At 67.1% G+C, this 16,262-nt stretch carries 16 protein-coding genes; 10 read left to right on the forward strand and 6 right to left on the reverse strand.

Going from position 1 to position 16,262, the window contains the following annotated elements; translation table 11 throughout:
• Positions 1–49 precede the first annotated feature (49 nt).
• The gene (locus EV646_RS11510; protein ID WP_132147334.1) at positions 50–1,180 is read left to right on the forward strand and encodes a class I SAM-dependent methyltransferase; all 1,131 of its coding nucleotides are present in this window, start codon (positions 50–52) and stop codon (positions 1,178–1,180) included.
• Here EV646_RS11510 and EV646_RS11515 read toward each other — a convergent pair.
• On the reverse strand, positions 1,162–1,971 hold the full coding sequence (locus EV646_RS11515; RefSeq protein ID WP_132147337.1) for a TrmH family RNA methyltransferase: 810 nt from the start codon (positions 1,969–1,971) through the stop codon (positions 1,162–1,164). The two genes, EV646_RS11510 and EV646_RS11515, sit on opposite strands and share 19 nt — an antisense overlap.
• A 7-nt stretch (positions 1,972–1,978) precedes the next feature.
• A complete protein-coding gene (locus EV646_RS11520) occupies positions 1,979–2,977 on the reverse strand; it encodes a LacI family DNA-binding transcriptional regulator (RefSeq protein ID WP_132147340.1) in 999 nt (332 codons plus the stop codon).
• Between the two features lie 177 nt (positions 2,978–3,154).
• Between EV646_RS11520 and EV646_RS11525 the strand changes: the two genes are divergently transcribed.
• The gene (locus tag EV646_RS11525) at positions 3,155–5,023 is read left to right on the forward strand and encodes a glycoside hydrolase family 127 protein (RefSeq protein ID WP_132147343.1); all 1,869 of its coding nucleotides are present in this window, start codon (positions 3,155–3,157) and stop codon (positions 5,021–5,023) included.
• A gap of 26 nt (positions 5,024–5,049) precedes the next feature.
• On the opposite strand, the gene EV646_RS40595 is transcribed toward EV646_RS11525, so the two are convergent.
• On the reverse strand, positions 5,050–5,178 hold the full coding sequence (locus tag EV646_RS40595; protein WP_277875102.1) for a hypothetical protein: 129 nt from the start codon (positions 5,176–5,178) through the stop codon (positions 5,050–5,052).
• Between the two features lie 49 nt (positions 5,179–5,227).
• Between EV646_RS40595 and EV646_RS11530 the strand changes: the two genes are divergently transcribed.
• The 5 genes from EV646_RS11530 to EV646_RS11550 all read left to right on the forward strand — a co-directional run bounded on the left by EV646_RS11530 (position 5,228) and on the right by EV646_RS11550 (position 10,444).
• Positions 5,228–6,538, forward strand: coding sequence for an extracellular solute-binding protein (locus EV646_RS11530; RefSeq protein WP_132147346.1), 1,311 nt, complete (start codon positions 5,228–5,230; stop codon positions 6,536–6,538).
• Positions 6,539–6,614: 76 nt separating this feature from the next.
• On the forward strand, positions 6,615–7,553 hold the full coding sequence (locus EV646_RS11535; protein WP_132147349.1) for a carbohydrate ABC transporter permease: 939 nt from the start codon (positions 6,615–6,617) through the stop codon (positions 7,551–7,553).
• A 2-nt stretch (positions 7,554–7,555) separates the two neighbouring features.
• Positions 7,556–8,386: a carbohydrate ABC transporter permease gene (locus EV646_RS11540; protein WP_132147351.1), complete on the forward strand. Its 831-nt coding sequence runs from the start codon at positions 7,556–7,558 to the stop codon at positions 8,384–8,386.
• Between the two features lie 180 nt (positions 8,387–8,566).
• A complete protein-coding gene (locus EV646_RS11545) occupies positions 8,567–9,433 on the forward strand; it encodes a phosphotransferase family protein (RefSeq protein ID WP_199236931.1) in 867 nt (288 codons plus the stop codon).
• A gap of 96 nt (positions 9,434–9,529) precedes the next feature.
• Positions 9,530–10,444, forward strand: coding sequence for a patatin-like phospholipase family protein (locus EV646_RS11550; RefSeq protein WP_199236932.1), 915 nt, complete (start codon positions 9,530–9,532; stop codon positions 10,442–10,444).
• Between the two features lie 137 nt (positions 10,445–10,581).
• On the opposite strand, the gene EV646_RS11555 is transcribed toward EV646_RS11550, so the two are convergent.
• Positions 10,582–10,809 (reverse strand): hypothetical protein, encoded by a 228-nt coding sequence (locus tag EV646_RS11555; protein WP_132147357.1) that lies wholly within the window; start codon positions 10,807–10,809, stop codon positions 10,582–10,584.
• A gap of 46 nt (positions 10,810–10,855) precedes the next feature.
• Here EV646_RS11555 and EV646_RS11560 point away from each other — a divergent pair, with 46 nt between their 5' ends.
• Positions 10,856–12,016: a helix-turn-helix domain-containing protein gene (locus EV646_RS11560; protein ID WP_132147360.1), complete on the forward strand. Its 1,161-nt coding sequence runs from the start codon at positions 10,856–10,858 to the stop codon at positions 12,014–12,016.
• Between the two features lie 142 nt (positions 12,017–12,158).
• Here the strand turns inward: EV646_RS11560 and EV646_RS11565 are convergent, their stop codons facing one another.
• On the reverse strand, positions 12,159–13,358 hold the full coding sequence (locus EV646_RS11565) for a TerC family protein (protein WP_132147363.1): 1,200 nt from the start codon (positions 13,356–13,358) through the stop codon (positions 12,159–12,161).
• Positions 13,359–13,489: 131 nt separating this feature from the next.
• On the opposite strand from EV646_RS11565, the gene EV646_RS11570 reads away from it, so the two are divergent.
• A complete protein-coding gene (locus tag EV646_RS11570; protein WP_132147366.1) occupies positions 13,490–14,098 on the forward strand; it encodes a TetR/AcrR family transcriptional regulator in 609 nt (202 codons plus the stop codon).
• 69 nt (positions 14,099–14,167) lie between these two features.
• Complete coding sequence (locus tag EV646_RS11575; RefSeq protein WP_132147369.1) at positions 14,168–15,712, forward strand: FAD-dependent monooxygenase; 1,545 nt, start codon at positions 14,168–14,170, stop codon at positions 15,710–15,712.
• Here EV646_RS11575 and EV646_RS11580 read toward each other — a convergent pair.
• Positions 15,679–16,248 carry a helix-turn-helix domain-containing protein gene (locus EV646_RS11580; RefSeq protein ID WP_132147372.1) on the reverse strand — a complete coding sequence of 190 codons (570 nt, stop codon included), beginning with the start codon at positions 16,246–16,248 and terminating at the stop codon, positions 15,679–15,681. The two genes, EV646_RS11575 and EV646_RS11580, sit on opposite strands and share 34 nt — an antisense overlap.
• Positions 16,249–16,262 lie beyond the last annotated feature (14 nt).

The following is a 16,262-nucleotide window of genomic DNA, read 5'->3' on the forward strand; positions in this document are numbered from 1 at the left end:
CCTGGTAGACGCGACGCACTGGGCGCCGCGGAGCATCCAGGAGGACACCATGAGCACGTTGCAGGATCAGGTCCAGCCGGCCGCGGCCGAGGAGACCACCCCCAGCCCGTCCGCGGCCGAGGAGCTGTGTGGCCGCTTGTTCGGTCAGGCCCTAGACGCTGCGGAGTTGTTCAACGTCTACTTCGGCATCGAGCTCGGGCTGTACCGGTCACTGTCTGAGGACGGGTCGGCGACGCCCGCCGAATTGGCAGAGCGGACCGGGCACGATGCCCGCTATGTCCGGGAGTGGCTGGCCCAGCAGGCTGTCGCTGGCCTGTTGACCGCCAACGGCGACGATCCGTCGTCCGCGGTGTTCAGCCTGGCCGAAGGCGTGCGCGAGACGCTTGTCGACGAGGTCAGCCCGTTCTATGTGGGCGGCCTTGCCTACCTCCCGCCTGCGGTCGGCCGAGCGTTTCCGTCTCTGGTGGCTGCGTTCCATACCGGCGAGGGTGTGCCCTACTCCGCGTACGGCGCTGAGGCGGTCACCGCGCAGGAGGCCTTGAACCGGCCCGCGTACGAGAACTCGCTGATCGACGAGTGGCTGCCGCAAGTCCCGGACATCCAGGCCCGCCTCGCGGACACCAGTCACCCGGCACGCGTCGCGGACCTGGGCGCCGGCGTGGGCTGGTCGTCGATCCGGCTCGCGGAGGCGTTCCCACACATCCGCGTCGACGGATATGACCTGGACGAGGAGTCGATCGCACGCGGTCGCCGGTACGTCGCCGAGCGCGGTGTGGCGGGCCAGGTCGACCTCGAGGTCGCCGACATCACGCAGCCGCTGCCCCGGGACGGATACGACTTGGCGGTCTTCTTCGAGTGCCTGCACGACCTGCCGCATCCGGTGGCAGCGCTCGAGGCCGCCCGTCGTGCGCTGGCGCCCGGTGGCTCGGTCATCGTCATGGAGGAGAACGTCGCGGAGCACTTCACTGCTCCTGGTGACGAGGTCGAGCGGTTCATGGCCGCGGCCGGGACAGTCTGGTGCGTACCGCAAGGCCGCCCCGACGCCGGCTCCGAGGTGGTAGGACCGCTGGCGATCAGGCCCGCCGTCATGCGCCAACTAGCCGAAGCCGCCGGCTTCACGACCGTCGAGATCCTCCCGATCGAGCACCCGTTCTGGCGGTTCTACCGACTCGAGGGCTGACGCTGCCGCGCCACCTCGTACAGGACAGCCGTCGCCGCATTGGCTGCGTTGAGCGAACTCGCCGATCCCGTGATCGGGATGCGCACCAAGGCGTCGGCGGCTTCCTTCCAGGCCGCGCTGAGCCCGTTGGTCTCGTTGCCGACCAGCAGCAGCACGGGCTGGGTGAGGTCGAAGTCGAACACGTCCACGTCGCCGTGCTCATCGGTGCCAACGACAACGATCGGTACGGCGGATCGTCGTACCCACTCGATCACCTCACGATGCGACGGAACCCGTACGGCGGGCAGCGCGAAGAGCGAGCCTGTCGTCGCCCGCACCGCCTTGGGGTCGTAGACGTCGGCGGCATGCCCGGTGACGATCACGCCATCCGCGCCGAACGCATCCGCGGATCGGATGATCGACCCGATGTTCCCGGGTCCGGTCGGCCGGTCGAAGACCACCCCGAGAAAGTCCGGTCCGACCTCGATCCGATCCAGGTCGTCCGGCGGCATCTCCACGACCGCCACGACCTCGGCATCCTTCTCACCGAGCTCGGCCAGCAACTCCGGTTCCATCGCCACCCGCTCGACCCCCGGCAACCGCTGATACAACTCCTGAGCCCACCGCGACAACGGCCGCGCGGCGTCGTGGATCACTGTCCGTACCGGCCATCCGTTGTCCACGGCAACCGAAATCGGCCGCACCCCCTGCACCAGGAACTCACCCGCCCGCTGCCGTTTGTTCCGGTTGGTCAGATACGACTGCCACACCTGAAACCGCGCGTTCCGAGCCGAGATCCGTTGCACGGTCACGAGCCTCTCACGTGCCGAGGGTGGACTCTCGGGTGACCAGGCGGGTGGGCATGTGGAGGAGGCCGGGGTGGGGGGAACCGGCGATGGCGTCGAGGAGGAGGTTGGCGGTACGGCGGCCTAGTTCCTCGAGCTCGAGGTCGACAGTGGTGAGGGGTGGCCGGCTGGCCGTGGCCATGACGGTCCAGTTGTCGTAGCCGGTGACGGCGATGTCGTCGGGGACCGAGCGCCCGAGCTCGCGGAGGCGGTCGCAGACGCCGCGCGCGATCTGGTCGGAGCCGCACGAGATCGCGTCGACGTCGTCGGACGACCGCAGCAGTACGTCGACCGCGTGCCGCCCCCAGCGCTCGCTCCACTCGCCGTGCATCGGCTCGCCGACGAACGCGTCGCCGGCCGTCTCCACAGTCGCGGTGGCCCGGGCCCGCGCGCTCTGATGCGACGCCGGCCCGGTGATGTGCGCGACCCGCCGCCGCCCGAGGCTGAGCAGATGCTGCACAGTCGACGCGGCACCGCCGTGATCGTCCACGACTACGGACGTATCGGCCGGGTCTGTCGACGGGCTGAACGCATAGACCACCGGAATCGGTACGTCGATCGGCGCCCGCGGCTCGGTCCGTCGCCCGGTCACGATGATCCCGTCGACGCGCCGCGACACCAGTGACCGCAGGTAGTGCTGCTCGCGCAACGGATCGTCCCGCGTGTCGCACAGCACCAGCGCCATCTCGCCCGCGCTGAGCGCATCCTCCGCGCCGAGCATGATCGGGATGCTGAATCGCCCGGAGCTGTCGGTGGTGATCAGCCCGACCGTGAAGCTGCGCCCCGACGACAGCGCCCGGCCGCGGCTGTCCGGGGTGAACCCGAGTTGCTCCGCGGCCCGTCGTACTCGCTCGCGAGTCTCCTCCCGGAGCTGGCCGGTGTCGTTCAGGGCCTTGGACGCCGTACTCGTGGAGACGCCCGCCAAAGCGGCCACATCCGTGATCCGGGGCAGCGAAGGTCCACGCGACGCCATCGGCAACTCCTTTCCGAACTTTCCGGCAACAGTACAGCACAACTCGCCGACTCACCGGCTTTCGCCAGCATCCAGGGGTTGACCAAAGCCCGAACCGTCTCTAACTTCGTCAAGGAAAACGTGTTCTGAATTTTCCGCAACGCATCCTTCCTCACCTTCCTCAGGAGTCACGCCCTTATGAGCGCTACCCCGGAAGCAGTCACCACCTCCCGCAGCCCAGCGGCCAGTGCGAAAGGCCGCTGGCTCCCCGTCGGCCTCGCGCAGGCCAAGATCACCGGCGGCTTCTGGGCGCCGCGCCAGCTCCGCAACGGCGACAGCGCGATCCCCAGCGGCCAGGACCAGCTCGAGACGGCCGGCAACCTGCAGAACCTCCGGCTCGCGGCCGGCATCGGCGAGGGCGAGGCGATCGGCCCCGTGTTCGCCGACTCCGACGTCTTCAAGTGGCTCGAGGCTGCCGCGTGGGAGTATGGCCGCAACCCGAGCGAGGACCTGCTCAAGCGCCAGCGCGAGCTCACCGCGATCGTCGCCGCCGCACAGCGGGACGACGGCTACCTCGACTCGGTCGTCCAGCTCCGGTACGGCGACGAGGGCCGCTACAAGCAACTCGTCTGGAGCCACGAGCACTACTGCGCCGGACACCTGATCCAGGCCGCGGTCGCCCAGGTCCGCTGCACTGGAGACCGCGAACTCCTCGACGTCGCCGTCAAGGTCGCCGATCACCTGGTCGCGACCTTCGGCGAAGGAGAAGGCAAGACGGTCGACATCGACGGCCACCCGGTCATCGAGATGGCCCTGGTCGAGCTGTATCGAGAAACCGGTACGGCGGCCTACCTCGACCTCGCCAAGTGGTTCGTCGACGCCCGCGGCCACGGGATCATCAAGGAGCACGGCCACGAGCCGACGTACTTCTCCGACCGTGTCCCCATCCGCGAGGCGACCACCGTCGAGGGTCACGCCGTACGCGCGGTCTACCTTGCGGCCGGCGCCACGGACGTCGCGCTGGAGACCGGTGACGCCAAGTTGCTCGAGGCGCTGAAGGGCCAGTTCGCCGACATGTGGTCGACGAAGACCTACATCACCGGTGGGCTTGGTGCGCGCTGGGAGGGCGAGGCGTTCGGTGACGAGTACGAGCTGCCGCCGGACCGTGCGTACGCCGAAACCTGTGCCGCGATCGGCGGGATCCAGTGGGCTTGGCGGATGCTGCTCGCGACCGGTGAGGCCTTCTACGCGGATGCCATCGAGCGGATGCTCTACAACGGCTTCCTCGCCGGGGTCTCGCTGAAGGGGACCGAGTACTTCTACGTCAACCCGCTGCAGCTGCGTGGCGCCGCGCACGCCGACAACAACCGCAGCCCGGCCCACGGCCGGCGCGGGTGGTTCGACTGTGCGTGCTGCCCGCCGAACATCATGCGCACGCTCGCCAGCCTGGACGGATACCTCGCCAGCAGCAGCGACGGTGCCGTACAGATCCATCAGTACGCCGCCGGCACGCTGACCGTGGGCGACGCCACCTTGACCGTGGAGACGGCGTACCCGTGGGACGGTGCTGTGCGGATCACCGTGGATGGTTCCGTCGCGGTGGAGCTCCGCATCCCGGCTTGGGCGGACGGCGCAACAGTCAACGGCTCGGCTGTTGCGGCCGGCACCTATGCGCGCGTCGAGGCCGACGTCATCGACCTGCAGTTGCCGATGGCAACGCGTGTTGTTGCCGCCGACCCGCGGATCGACGCCGTCCGCGGTTGTGTCGCGCTGGAACGCGGTCCGCTCGTCTACGCGGTCGAGCAGGTCGATCAGCAGGCGAACGTCGACGATCTGCATCTGTTGCCAGAGGCAGCAGTTGCCGCATCGCATGATGGCGGTTTGCTCGATGGCGTGACGGTGCTGCAGACGCGGGGACGGATCGGAACCGGTCACCAAGGCGGCTGGCCGTTCACATCCGATGCTGCGGACTCGGTCGGTGACGAGGTCGATGTGGTTGCGGTTCCTTACTACGCCTGGGCGAATCGCGAGATCGGTGCGATGCGCGTCTGGCTCCCGCGCGGCTGACGAGGGTGTGGCTGATGGTCCCCCGCCTACTGCGCGGCACTCGGCACGGCACCTCGCCGCACTGGAGCAAAGGCCACGATGCTCCGCATCGAGACCTTGGCTCCAGCACGCCGATGCACCGCACCGAGCACCTGCTCGCTACGGCGCGGGACCATCAGCCACACCCTAGGCCCACAGACTCTCCCGAGTGAGGCGGAGGTTCGCATGCTCACGCGAAGGAAGTTCCTCGGTTTGACGGCGGCTGCTTCGGCGGCCGCCGCCGTACCGGGCTGCAGTTCGGTTCTGCCCGCACCCGACGTCCAGGCGGCCGGGTTCGGGCAGGACGCCACCGGCACCGTGCAGGTGTGGTGCCGGGCGGCGACCCAGACCGGTCTGACCGATCTGGTGAAGAAGTTCAACGCGTCCCAGGATCGGCTCACGGTCGAGCTGACGCCGGTCCTGGACGCGCAGTATGTGACCAAGCTGGCGACCGCGATCCGCGGCCGGAGTGTTCCGGACCTGGTCGACATCGACGACATCAACTCGATGTTGTTCATCTACCGGGATGCCTTCACCGACCTCACGGATCCGCTGCAGGCGCTGGACTTCCGGGACAAACTCAGCCCGGGACATTTGCGGCTGGCAACCAAGCAGGACCGGGTGTACGGCGTACCGTACCTGGCCGACAACTCGATGTTCTGGTTCAACACCGAGCTGTGCGACCGGGCCGAGGTCGACCCGGACGAGGCGGTCACCTCCTTCGACAACCTGCTGGCTGCGGCGCGAAAGCTGCGCAAGCTGGGCGACGACATCTACGCGTGGAGCTTTCCGGGGAACAGCCCAGGCGCCCTCGGGTTCGTCGTACAGCCGATGGTCTGGGCCGCGGACACGGATCTGATCAAAGGCACGGTCGGCGAACAGTCCGGGAACATCGTCGGAAACGACGTGGTGACCCAGATGCTGGAGTTGCACCGGCAGCTGTGGGTGGACGGATTGGTGCCGCGGGCATGCTTCTCCGACGACGCGTCCCGCTGGGGGAGTGACTTCCGGGCCGGCAAGATCGGCATCTTCCCGTCCAACTACGCCGTCGTGGTGTCACCGTCCGATGACGCGTTCCACCAGAAGCTCGCGCCCAAGCTGCTGTCCGGCCCGAATGGTGGTGCAGCGTTCTTCGACGGCGGTGACAACATGTGCATCCCGCGCGGCGCTCGCAATGCCTCCGGCGCATGGGAGTTCGTGAAGTTCGCGCTCGACCTGCCGCAGCAGATCGACCTGCCGGCCGGTGGCTACACGCCGGTCCGGTCGGACGCGGCGACAACGGAATTCGGCAAGAAGTTCCCGCTCGCGACGCTGCCGCTGGAAAACATCTCGGAGGGCTACGCGCCGACCACGCTGTCCTACAACCTGCTCTACAACCAGCCGGACGGTCCATGGCTCGAGATGTTTCGCCGGGCCGTGTTCGACGGCGAGCTGGAGGCCGCCATGAAGCAAGCTCAGCACAACTACGACCGCATCCTCTCCCAGGGGCAAGCATGAACGAGCGAAGCGAGTTCATCATCAAGCGCTGTGTACCTTGTGCCTCATCGGCGCCCGGAGCGAAGTGAGGACGACGATGAGTCTGACATCGGTTCAGAGCCGACCCGCTGCCGTCAAGAAGGCTCCGACTGGGTCCACGCGTCGTACTTCATTGACGCATCCACCTCGCACCGGCCTGCTACTGGTGACGCCGGCCGTGCTCTTCGTCGCCGTTTTCGTACTCGTTCCACTCGGCTTCGCGCTGGTGATCTCGCTGACCAACTGGCCGCTGATCGGAACGGTCAAGTTCACCGGGCTCAAGAACTACACCGCGATCGTCTCCGACGCGGCGTTCGCGAAGTCGGTCCTCTACACCCTGCTCTACACAGTCATCGTGACCGTGCCGATCCTGGTGCTCGGCTACACCCTGGCAGTCTTGGTACGACGCAAGCGACGCGGCTCCACGCTGTTGCGAACGGTCTTCTTCCTGCCGTTCGTGGTCGGCCTGTCGACGCTGAGCTTCGTCACCGTGCTCGAAGCCCAACCCGACAGTGGCGCGATCAACATCATCCTCCGCCGGCTCGGTATCACCGACGGTACGACGGCCTGGCTGGTGGACGGGCCGCTCGCCACCGGCCTGATCTGCGTGCTGGTGATCTGGGGTGTCTCCGGCCTGACCATGATGCTGCTGATGGCCGGCATGCAGGCGATCCCCCGCGAGTACTACGAGTCGTCCGAACTGGACGGGGCCGGCTGGTGGCGGCAGGAATGGGAGATCACCATTCCCGTGCTGCGCCCGACGATCGCGATGTCGGTGATCATCTCGGTGGTCGGCTCGCTGCTCGCGTTCACCCAGTTCTACATCCTGACCCGCGGCGGTCCGGGTACGGACACCACCACGGTCGTCCAGTACATCTACAACCGCGCGTTCGTCCAGCTGCAGCTCGGCGCCGCGACCGCGCTCTCGATCGTGCTGGTCGTCGTGGTCGGGCTGGTCACCGCGGCCCAGTTCTGGCTGCTCCGGGAGAGGGACTGACGATGAGGCTCAAGAACATCCTGTATGTCGTCGGCGGTGGCGGTGCCTTCCTGGTCTTCGCCGTACCGTTGCTGTGGGCACTGTTCCGGTCGGTGCAGCCGAACGACGTGATCGTCGCGGCACCGGACCGGGCGACCTTCTTCCACCTGACCTGGGACAACTTCCGGACCCTGATCGAGGGACCGGGCAACCTGATCCGGGCCGTCGGCAACAGTCTGGTCGTTGCCCTGAGCACCGCCGCACTGACCGCCGGACTTGCGACCCTGGCCGGGTACGGGTTCGCCAGGTTCCGGTTCCGGAGCGGGCCGCTGCTGTTCGCGCTGGTGGTGGTATCGATGATGATCCCGTTCCAGGCGATCCTCACGCCGCTCTACCTGGAGATGAACGTCCTGCGGCTGACCGACAGCTTGTTCGGACTGGTGCTGTTCTACACCACGGTCAACCTGCCGTTCGGCGTGTTCGTGATGCGGAACTCCTTCGCATCGGTCCCGGTCGAACTCGAGGACTCGGCCCACGTCGACGGCTGCGGCACCCTACGAATGATCGGCTCGGTCTTACGCCCCCTGGTCACCCCAGGCGCCGCGACGGTCGCTTTGTATGCATTCCTCACAGCCTGGACCGAGTTCCTCGGCGCCCTGACCTTCCTGACCAAGGACGAGCTCTACACCCTCCCGGTAGCCCTGGTAAACGTCCAAGCCGGCGCCTACGGCGAAGTCAACTTCGGCTCGCTCGTCGCCGGCTCAGTCATCGCAATGATCCCCTGCGTAGTCCTGTACGTCGGCCTCCAACGCTTCTACGTAACCGGCCTAGCCTCAGGAGCCGTCAAAGGCTGATCACTCCTTCCCACACGCCCGCCGGGGCGTGGTTGGGGGCGATCGCCGGCACTTGAACGAAGGTGGTCGTCAGGCCGAGATCGTGGAGTTGTGCCAGCGGGGTCACCGACCGGTGGGCGAGACCGCAGCCCCGGCTAATACAAGGGACAGAACACGATCGCGAATGTAGCGTGGCCCGTCATGGAGATGTCTGACGTCACGCGTGCGATCGCGGCTGCGACTTCGGTCGCCGCATCGCTCGACCTGCCGGCCACCGACGCAATCGTTCTCCACAACTCGAACAAGCTGGCGCTGCGGCTGACGCCATGCGAGGTGTTTGCCCGGGTCGCCCCTTTGGGGAAAGAGGTTGCACAGTTCGAAGTCGAGCTCGCTCAACGGCTCGCCGAGGTCGGATCACCGGTGGGCGCCTTGGAACCTCGAGTGGACCCGCTTGTGTACGCGCGCGATGGCTTCGCAGTGACGCTGTGGATCTACTACGAGCCCGTGACACCTCACGTCTCACCAGCCGACTACGCCAAGGCGCTGGAGCAGCTGCACGCCGGCATGCGCAAGGTTGATGTGGCGAGCCCACGGTTCACGGATCGAATCGCGGAGGCAGAAGAAATCGTTGCCAACCCGGATCTCTCGCCGGAGCTTGCCGACGCAGACCGCGTGTTCCTCAGCAGCAGACTAGGAAGCCTGCGACCGGCGATCGACGACCGCGGCGCCGAGGAGCAGCTGCTCCACGGCGAGCCGCATCCAGGCAATGTGCTCAGCACGAAGAACGGCCCGTTGTTCATCGACTTCGAGACGTGCTGCCGTGGACCCGTCGAGTTCGATCTCGCCCATGTTCCCGAGGCGGTCTGCGAGCACTACCAGGGCGTTGACCAAGGACTGCTGGACGAGTGCCGGCAGCTAGTTCTCGCGATGGTCGCAGCGTGGCGTTGGGACGTTGGCGACCAGTTTCCGAACGGGAGGCGATTCGGAGACGAACTCCTGCGCTCACTGCGCGAGGGTCCTCCTTGGCCGACACTCGACATGATGGCCAGCCGACTGGATGGTCCGTAGGACCAAGAAATGTCGCGGTTTCACGAATCGCTCCCGTCGACCGGGGGCGAAGCCCGATCCCCGCTTGACTCGGTACGGCGTACGTCGTACCCGCAAGTGGACCGCAACCTTGCTCTGGTAGTCGGTGCTGGTGGGGCTGCCGGAAACGCGTGGGCGATCGGTGTCATCGCGGGCCTGGCCGAAGCTGGGCTCGATCTGACAGAGGCCGCCGATCTGATGGTCGGCACTTCGTCCGGTGCCACCGTGGCAGCCTGGGTGCGCAGCGGTATACCGCCTGCCGAACTGTTGGCCTCGGTGCTGTCCGAGCCGGTTCAACCGGTCGGGCAGAAGCGAGAACGGCCGCCGTCACCGGCGATGGCCGCGGTGTTCGAGCGGATGCGTGCCATCGGCGCCGCCGCGACCTCGGCAGCCGATCTGCAACGTGCGATGGGCGCGTTCGGGTTGGAGAGCGACTCCACATTCGGGCCCGAGGCGGCGGAACAGCGGCGCGCAATGGTCGCCGCCAGGTTGCCTCGACATGTCTGGCCGGAGCGACCGATGATTCTGGTGGCTCTCGACGCGCGTACGGGCGAGTTGGCTGCATTCGACCGCGATTCCGGCGTCGACCTGGTGGACGCGGTCATCGCGAGCACCGCTCTGCCCGGTGCAGGCCCCACACACAGCATCAACGGCACGCGATACATCAACGGTGGCGTGCGCTCCGCCGAAAACGCCGACCTTGCCACGGGGTACGCGAACGTCGTCGTACTCTCGCCGTTCGGCGGACGCAGCGGGCCACTACCGGAAGGCCAGTTCGAGGGCCTGCGCAGATTTCCGGGCGCGGACCTGCCAAGCCAGGTCGATGCCCTGCGCAACCAAGGCAGCCACGTCGAGGTGATCACACCGGACGCCGACTCCCGAACCGCAATGGGCACCAACCAGATGGACCCCGCGACCCGCATCCCCTCCGCCCACGCCGGCCGCACCCAAGGCAAACAGGAAGCGCGCCATTTGACACTCCTCTGGCGATGACGCCACCGCCCAGCGCCGGTTTGCATGGCTGCCCGGTGACCTGATCGGGGGTGGTCGCGGGCCAATCTCGCCGACCGGCGTGGGTGGTGGCAGGGATGCGCGCGGAGGTCAGGGCTCTGCACGCGCGCCCCTGCGGATCAGGAGTCCAGCCACTCCTGGCCGGATGCTTCGCGGTGGTAGCCGCTGTGCCAGCCAAGTACGCACGGCTGCCCGGTGTCCGGGTTGGAACCGTCGCAGGGTTCGGTCCGCGAGGCCCTCAGTTCGGGCCAGGCCCGGTCGCCGGTTGGGCTGGTCGGTGTCTCGGTGTTCGTGCCGAAAGCTTGGCCTAGTCCGCTGTCCGGATCGACGATTCCCGCGTATCCCACCTGTTCGGGATGCAGGGATACAACGGCATGGGTGACACTGGGGCGCGTGAGCTTTGGGCGGCGCCTTCAGGAGTACCGGGACCACCGAGGATGGTCCCTGGCTGATCTTGCCAAGGCTACGCACTTCAGTCGGTCGTACCTGTCGAACATCGAGAACGGCCGCAAACAACCGACTGACGATCTGGCCCGGTGCTGCGATGAGGCGCTCAGGGCCAAGGGGGAGCTGATCGCCGCCGCCCGGGACGATGTGACCGCCCGGCTCGACCGGCTGCCGTGGCAGACCGCCGAACTGGTCCAGCGGATGCAGGCCAGCGACACTAGCGCGCAGACTCTGGATGCATTGCAGTCGACCATTGAAGAACTCTGCTGCCAGTACAACTACCGCGATGCTCTCGACCTTCGGCGGGAAGCCCACGACTGGCTGCAACACGTCGGCGGATTGCTGCGGCGTCCGGTTGGTCTGAAGGCGCACCGGGAACTGCTGGTGGCCGGCGGCTGGCTCGCGCTGCTGGCCGGATGCGTGGAATACGACCTGGGTCTGCGTTCGGCGGCCGAATCCACACGTACGGCGGCTTTACAGCTCGGCCTGGAAGCCGGACATCCCGAGATCGCCGGCTGGGGACACGAGATGACGGCATGGTTCGCGTTGACGCAGGGCCGGTTCCGTCAGGCCGTCGAAGCCGCTCAACGCGGTCAGGCGGTTGCCCAGACCTCCAGCGTCCATGTCCAGTTGATCGCCCAGGAAGCCAAGGCGAGAGCCCGGCTCGGTGAAGCCGGCCTGAGCACGTTGCTTGCCCAAGGCAAAGAGATGCTCGACCTGTTGCCGTACCCAGATCGCCCGGACAACCATTTCAAGGTCGACCCCGCGAAGTGGGACTACTACGCGATGGACGTGCACCGGATCGCCGGAGACGACGAACTCGCAACGCAGTACGCCGCCACGGTCATCAACGACAACACGTCCCCGGACGGTACCGAACTCAGCCCGATGCGGATCGCCGAATCCCGGATCACCCTCGGCATCATGGCGGGGCGCGCAGGCGACCTGGAACAGGCCGTCGACCACGGCAAGACCGGACTCAAGAACGGCCGCCAAAGCAAACTCCACCTGCTGATGGTGGCGAGCGAACTGGACCGGGAGCTCCAGCACCGTTTCCCGGGCGAAGGCCTCGTGACCGAATTCGAAGAGACGCTACACGCCGTCTGAACAGTGTCTACATCGGCGACGGGAGCGAACTCGCCTGAACGACCAACTGCTGCCGTACGCCTAGGGATGCCCCCGTCGCTGCTGTCCTGACTGTTCCGCGAGCACGCGAGGGACGAGCGGGCGTGGTGGCGCGTGGGAGGGATTACAGGCTGGGGCGGATTTCGTGGGCGGGGTGGGCGGCGGCGTGGCTGGCGGCGGCGGCTCGGCAGAGTTCCATCAGGTCGGCTTCGTTCTTGACCTGCTGCCGGGCGTCGGGGCCGAGCGCGATGATGTGGTCGCGGGCTTCCAGGAGTCGGCGGAAGATGCGTTCGCGTTCGCCGGCGTCGGCGGTGTACTCGGAGTCGAGGTAGGCGGCGGCGTCGCGGCGGATGTTCGCCATCGCGGTCTGCGTGCGGCCGCGCGTACTGAACAGGGACGCGAGGATCGTGATCAGCAGGACGACGAGGATGACCACCAGGGACAGGCCGGTGCTGATCTCGACCACCTCGACGTGGTCGCCGCCATTGACGAACGGCAGGTTGTTCTCGTGCAGTGCGTGCAGGATCAGCTTCGCGCCGATGAAGGCGAGGATCGCGGCCAGCCCGAAGGACAGGTAGATGAGCCGGTCCAGCAGCCCGTCGAGCAGGAAGTACAGCTGCCGCAGGCCGAGCAGGCTGAACGCGGTCGCGGTGAACACGACGAACACGTTCTGGGTCAGGCCGAAGATCGCCGGGATCGAGTCCAGCGCGAACATCAGGTCGGTACCGCCGATGGCGATCATCACCAGCACCATCGGCGTCATCAGCCGGCGTCCGTCGACGACAGTGAAGAGCCGGTCGCCGTCGAAGTCCTCAGCGGTCCGGAACAGCCGCCGGGCCAGCCGGACCACGATGTTCTGCGCCGAGTGCGACTCCTCGGTCTGCGGCTTGAGCATGTTCCCGGCCGTGAGCAGCAGCGCGATGCCGAACAGGTAGAAGACCCATGAGAACGTGTTCAGCAGGGCCGAGCCGAGGAAGATGAACCCGGCCCGGGCGATCAGCGAGACGACGATGCCGACGAGCAGCACCTTCTGCTGGTTCTCCCGCGGCACCCGGAAGCTGGTCATGATGATCAGGAACACGAACAGGTTGTCGACCGACAGCGCCTTCTCGGTGATGTACCCGGCGAAGTACTCCGAGCCCATCGCCGCACCGCCGAAAATCAGCGTCAGTACGCCGAACAGCAGCGCGATCCCGACGTACAGCGCGGACCAGATCGAGGCCTCCCGCAACGTCGGCACATGCGCGGACCGGACATGGAAGAAGTAGTCGAACGCGAGCAGCCCGAGAATCAGGGCCAGCGTCAGAATCCACACCAAGGTCATCTCAAGACTCCGATCGCGCGAGGCAAAGCTCCGACAACCCAACCACGCCGCCCTCCCGCCGAGCCACCAAAAGCAAAACTTGCCTAAAAGGCATCTTTGCTCTTTAGGCAAGATTTGCTACCGTCGACGGCATGACCCAAGGGCTGCGGGAGCGGAAGAAGCAGGAGACCCGGATCGCGCTGAGCTGGGCGGCGGTCCGGCTCGCGGTCAAGCACGGTCTGGACAACGTGCGGATCGAGGACATCGCCGCAGAGGCCGGCGTCTCGCTCCGGACGTTCCGCAACTACTTCTCCAGTAAGGGTGAGGCGATCGCGGCCCGGCATGTCGATCGCACGCTGCGGATCGCCGACGAGTTACGCGCCCGGCCCGCGGATGAGCCGCTGTGGGTGGCGCTCCGGGCGGCGATCGAAGCTGGGTTCGCGCTCGGCGAGCAGGGTCACGGCGGGGTGCAGCCGCCGGATGATCAGTGGCTGGCGGGGGTAAGGCTGATGGTGACCGAGCCGTCGTTGCAGGGCGAACTGGCCAGAGCTCACGCGGCAGCCAGTGACGAACTGGCCGCCGCGATCGCGGACCGGACCGGGACGCAAGGGCTGTACCCCCGGCTCGTCGCCGAAGTCGTCGGGTCCGCGCTGGCAGTGGCGACGGCCGAGTGGCTCCGCGCTGACCCACCACGGCCGATGGCCGACCTGCTGTCCGACGCCCTCGACCAGATCGCCGCCGGCCTCCCCGAACCCAACTAGAGCCAAATGCAGACACCCCGGCACCGCCCGGGGCGCTGCGTCACGCCCACTTTCGATTGGACAGGTCTTATGGATGCCGAAGTCGTCATCGCCGGAGCTGGCCCGAACGGTCTCATGCTCGCCACCGAGCTGCTGCTGTCCGGCATCCGGCCGATCGTGCTGGAGCGGCTGTCCGCTCCCAGCGAGGAACCAAAAGCCAACGGCCTCGTCGGCCAAGTCGTCCGAATGCTCGACCGCCGCGGCCTGTACGAACGCCTCAGCGGTACGACGGACCCACCAAAACCTCAGCCGCGTTTCATGTACGGCGCGATGCCGCTCCACCTCGCCGCGCTCGAGAACAATCCGGTCTACATCCTCCCGGTCCCGCAACGCCGGATCGAGGAAGTGCTCCAGGAACGCGCACTCGAACTCGGCGCCGAGATCCGCCGCGGCCACGAACTAATCGGCTTCTCCCAGGATGCCGACTCCGTCGCCGTCGACATCTCCGGCCCGGATGGCGTGTATCAACAAAAGACCCGCTACCTCGTCGGCGCCGACGGCGGCCGCAGCCTGACCCGCAAACTCGCCGGCATCGACTTCCCCGGCGTCACCAACGACGCCAGCGTCCACCGTACGGCGAACGCGTCCGTACCGCCCGAGTACGTCGACCCCGCCACCGGCGGACTGTCGATACCGTCGTACGGCGTGATCCCGCCGGCCATGCATCACCGTACGGAGCGGGGATTGTTCTTCTACGCGCACTTACCGAATCGGATCCCAATGGTCGGCACGGGCGAGTGGGATGCGCCGCCCGATGAGCCGATGTCCTTCGGCGAACTCCAGGACAGTGTCGATCGGGTGCTGGGCGTTCACCTTCCGCTGACTCCGCCCGACGGTGATGGACCGCATCTGCTGCGTCGCTCGACCGGCGGCAACAGCCGGCTGGCCGATCGCTTCCGGGAGGGTCGGGTGTTGCTGGTCGGGGATGCCGCGCATGTTCACTCCGCGCTCGGCGGACCCGGGCTGAACCTGGGGCTGCAGGATGCCGTCAACCTCGGCTGGAAGCTCGCCGCCGAGCTGCAGGGCTGGGCGCCGGAAGGACTGCTCGACACCTACGAGTCCGAGCGGCGGCCGGTCGGGCAGCGGGTCGTGATGCAGACCCAGGCTCAATCCGCCTTGATTGCTCCAGGCAACGAAGTTACGGCGCTCCGCGAGTTGTTCGCCGAGTTGCTGGCGGAGCCGCGGAATGTTCAGCACGTCGCCGACCTCATCACCGGCGCCGACATCCGCTACTACGACGGGCCGCATCCGTTGATCGGCCGGTGGGCGCCTGACCTGACCATCCGGCAGAACGGCAGGACAGTCCGGCTGGCGGAGCTGACCAAGACCGCTCGCCCCCTGCTGCTCGACTTCACGGAGGGCGCGGTGTTCGCGGCCGAGGTTGTGACTGACCGGGTCCATGTGGAGATCGGGCGCTGCGAGCATGGCCCGATCGCCTTGCTGATCAGGCCGGACGGCTACGTCGCCTGGGCCGTGGAGCGCGATGCTGCGGAGGAGCTCGAAGGTCTACGAACCGCGCTGGCGGCGTGGTTCGGCGTACGTCAAGGACGGGACTTGACCAACGCGGCCAGGTAGCGGCACGGGCCGTCGCCGGGGTTGTGGAACGTGGTCGGAGACGGCGGGCCGAGCTGGAGGCAGTCGCCGCTCAACAGATCGTGGATCACCGAACCCTCGTGAAAGCGCAGGTGGCCCTCGAGGATCCAGAGCAGCTGCTGGCGTTTGAACGCGTAGGCGTCGGCAGGGTAGGAGATCGATGCTCCGGGCGGAAGTTCGACCTCAACCAACTCCAACGGACTGTCGGTCGCCGCCGGCGAGACGGCCCGGCGCCAATAGCCGGTGGCCGGATCTGTCCAAACCGGCTGATCGGCCTGGCGGCGGAGGAGGTCACCGGTGTTCTCCGCGCGGGCGACCAGCTCAGACAAGGTCATGCCGAGGGCAGCCGAGAGCCGGCCGAGCAGGACCGCGGTCGGTTGCGCCTCGCCACGCTCGATCTTGCCGATCATCGCCCGAGACACCCCGGACAACTCGGCCAGCGCGTTCACGGACAGGTCCTGGGCGGTCCGGGCGGCCTGCAGCGTCGCTGCCAGCGAGGCCGACAATTGATCCAACACGCTTGCCACTATAG

Origin of the sequence: Kribbella antiqua, from assembly GCF_004345665.1 — a bacterium.
Classification (GTDB): Bacteria; Actinomycetota; Actinomycetes; order Propionibacteriales; family Kribbellaceae; genus Kribbella; species Kribbella antiqua.

What these genes read in the sequence shown, in the direction of transcription:
- EV646_RS11510 (WP_132147334.1), top strand. Translation starts at nt 50, where the DNA reads ATGAGCACGTTGCAGGATCAGGTCCAGCCGGCCGCGGCCGAGGAGACC.
- EV646_RS11520 (WP_132147340.1), bottom strand. Translation starts at nt 2,977, where the DNA reads ATGGCGTCGCGTGGACCTTCGCTGCCCCGGATCACGGATGTGGCCGCT.
- EV646_RS11525 (WP_132147343.1), top strand. Translation starts at nt 3,155, where the DNA reads ATGAGCGCTACCCCGGAAGCAGTCACCACCTCCCGCAGCCCAGCGGCC.
- EV646_RS40595 (WP_277875102.1), bottom strand. Translation starts at nt 5,178, where the DNA reads ATGGTCCCGCGCCGTAGCGAGCAGGTGCTCGGTGCGGTGCATCGGCGT.
- EV646_RS11530 (WP_132147346.1), top strand. Translation starts at nt 5,228, where the DNA reads ATGCTCACGCGAAGGAAGTTCCTCGGTTTGACGGCGGCTGCTTCGGCG.
- EV646_RS11535 (WP_132147349.1), top strand. Translation starts at nt 6,615, where the DNA reads ATGAGTCTGACATCGGTTCAGAGCCGACCCGCTGCCGTCAAGAAGGCT.
- EV646_RS11540 (WP_132147351.1), top strand. Translation starts at nt 7,556, where the DNA reads ATGAGGCTCAAGAACATCCTGTATGTCGTCGGCGGTGGCGGTGCCTTC.
- EV646_RS11545 (WP_199236931.1), top strand. Translation starts at nt 8,567, where the DNA reads ATGGAGATGTCTGACGTCACGCGTGCGATCGCGGCTGCGACTTCGGTC.
- EV646_RS11565 (WP_132147363.1), bottom strand. Translation starts at nt 13,358, where the DNA reads ATGACCTTGGTGTGGATTCTGACGCTGGCCCTGATTCTCGGGCTGCTC.
- EV646_RS11570 (WP_132147366.1), top strand. Translation starts at nt 13,490, where the DNA reads ATGACCCAAGGGCTGCGGGAGCGGAAGAAGCAGGAGACCCGGATCGCG.
- EV646_RS11575 (WP_132147369.1), top strand. Translation starts at nt 14,168, where the DNA reads ATGGATGCCGAAGTCGTCATCGCCGGAGCTGGCCCGAACGGTCTCATG.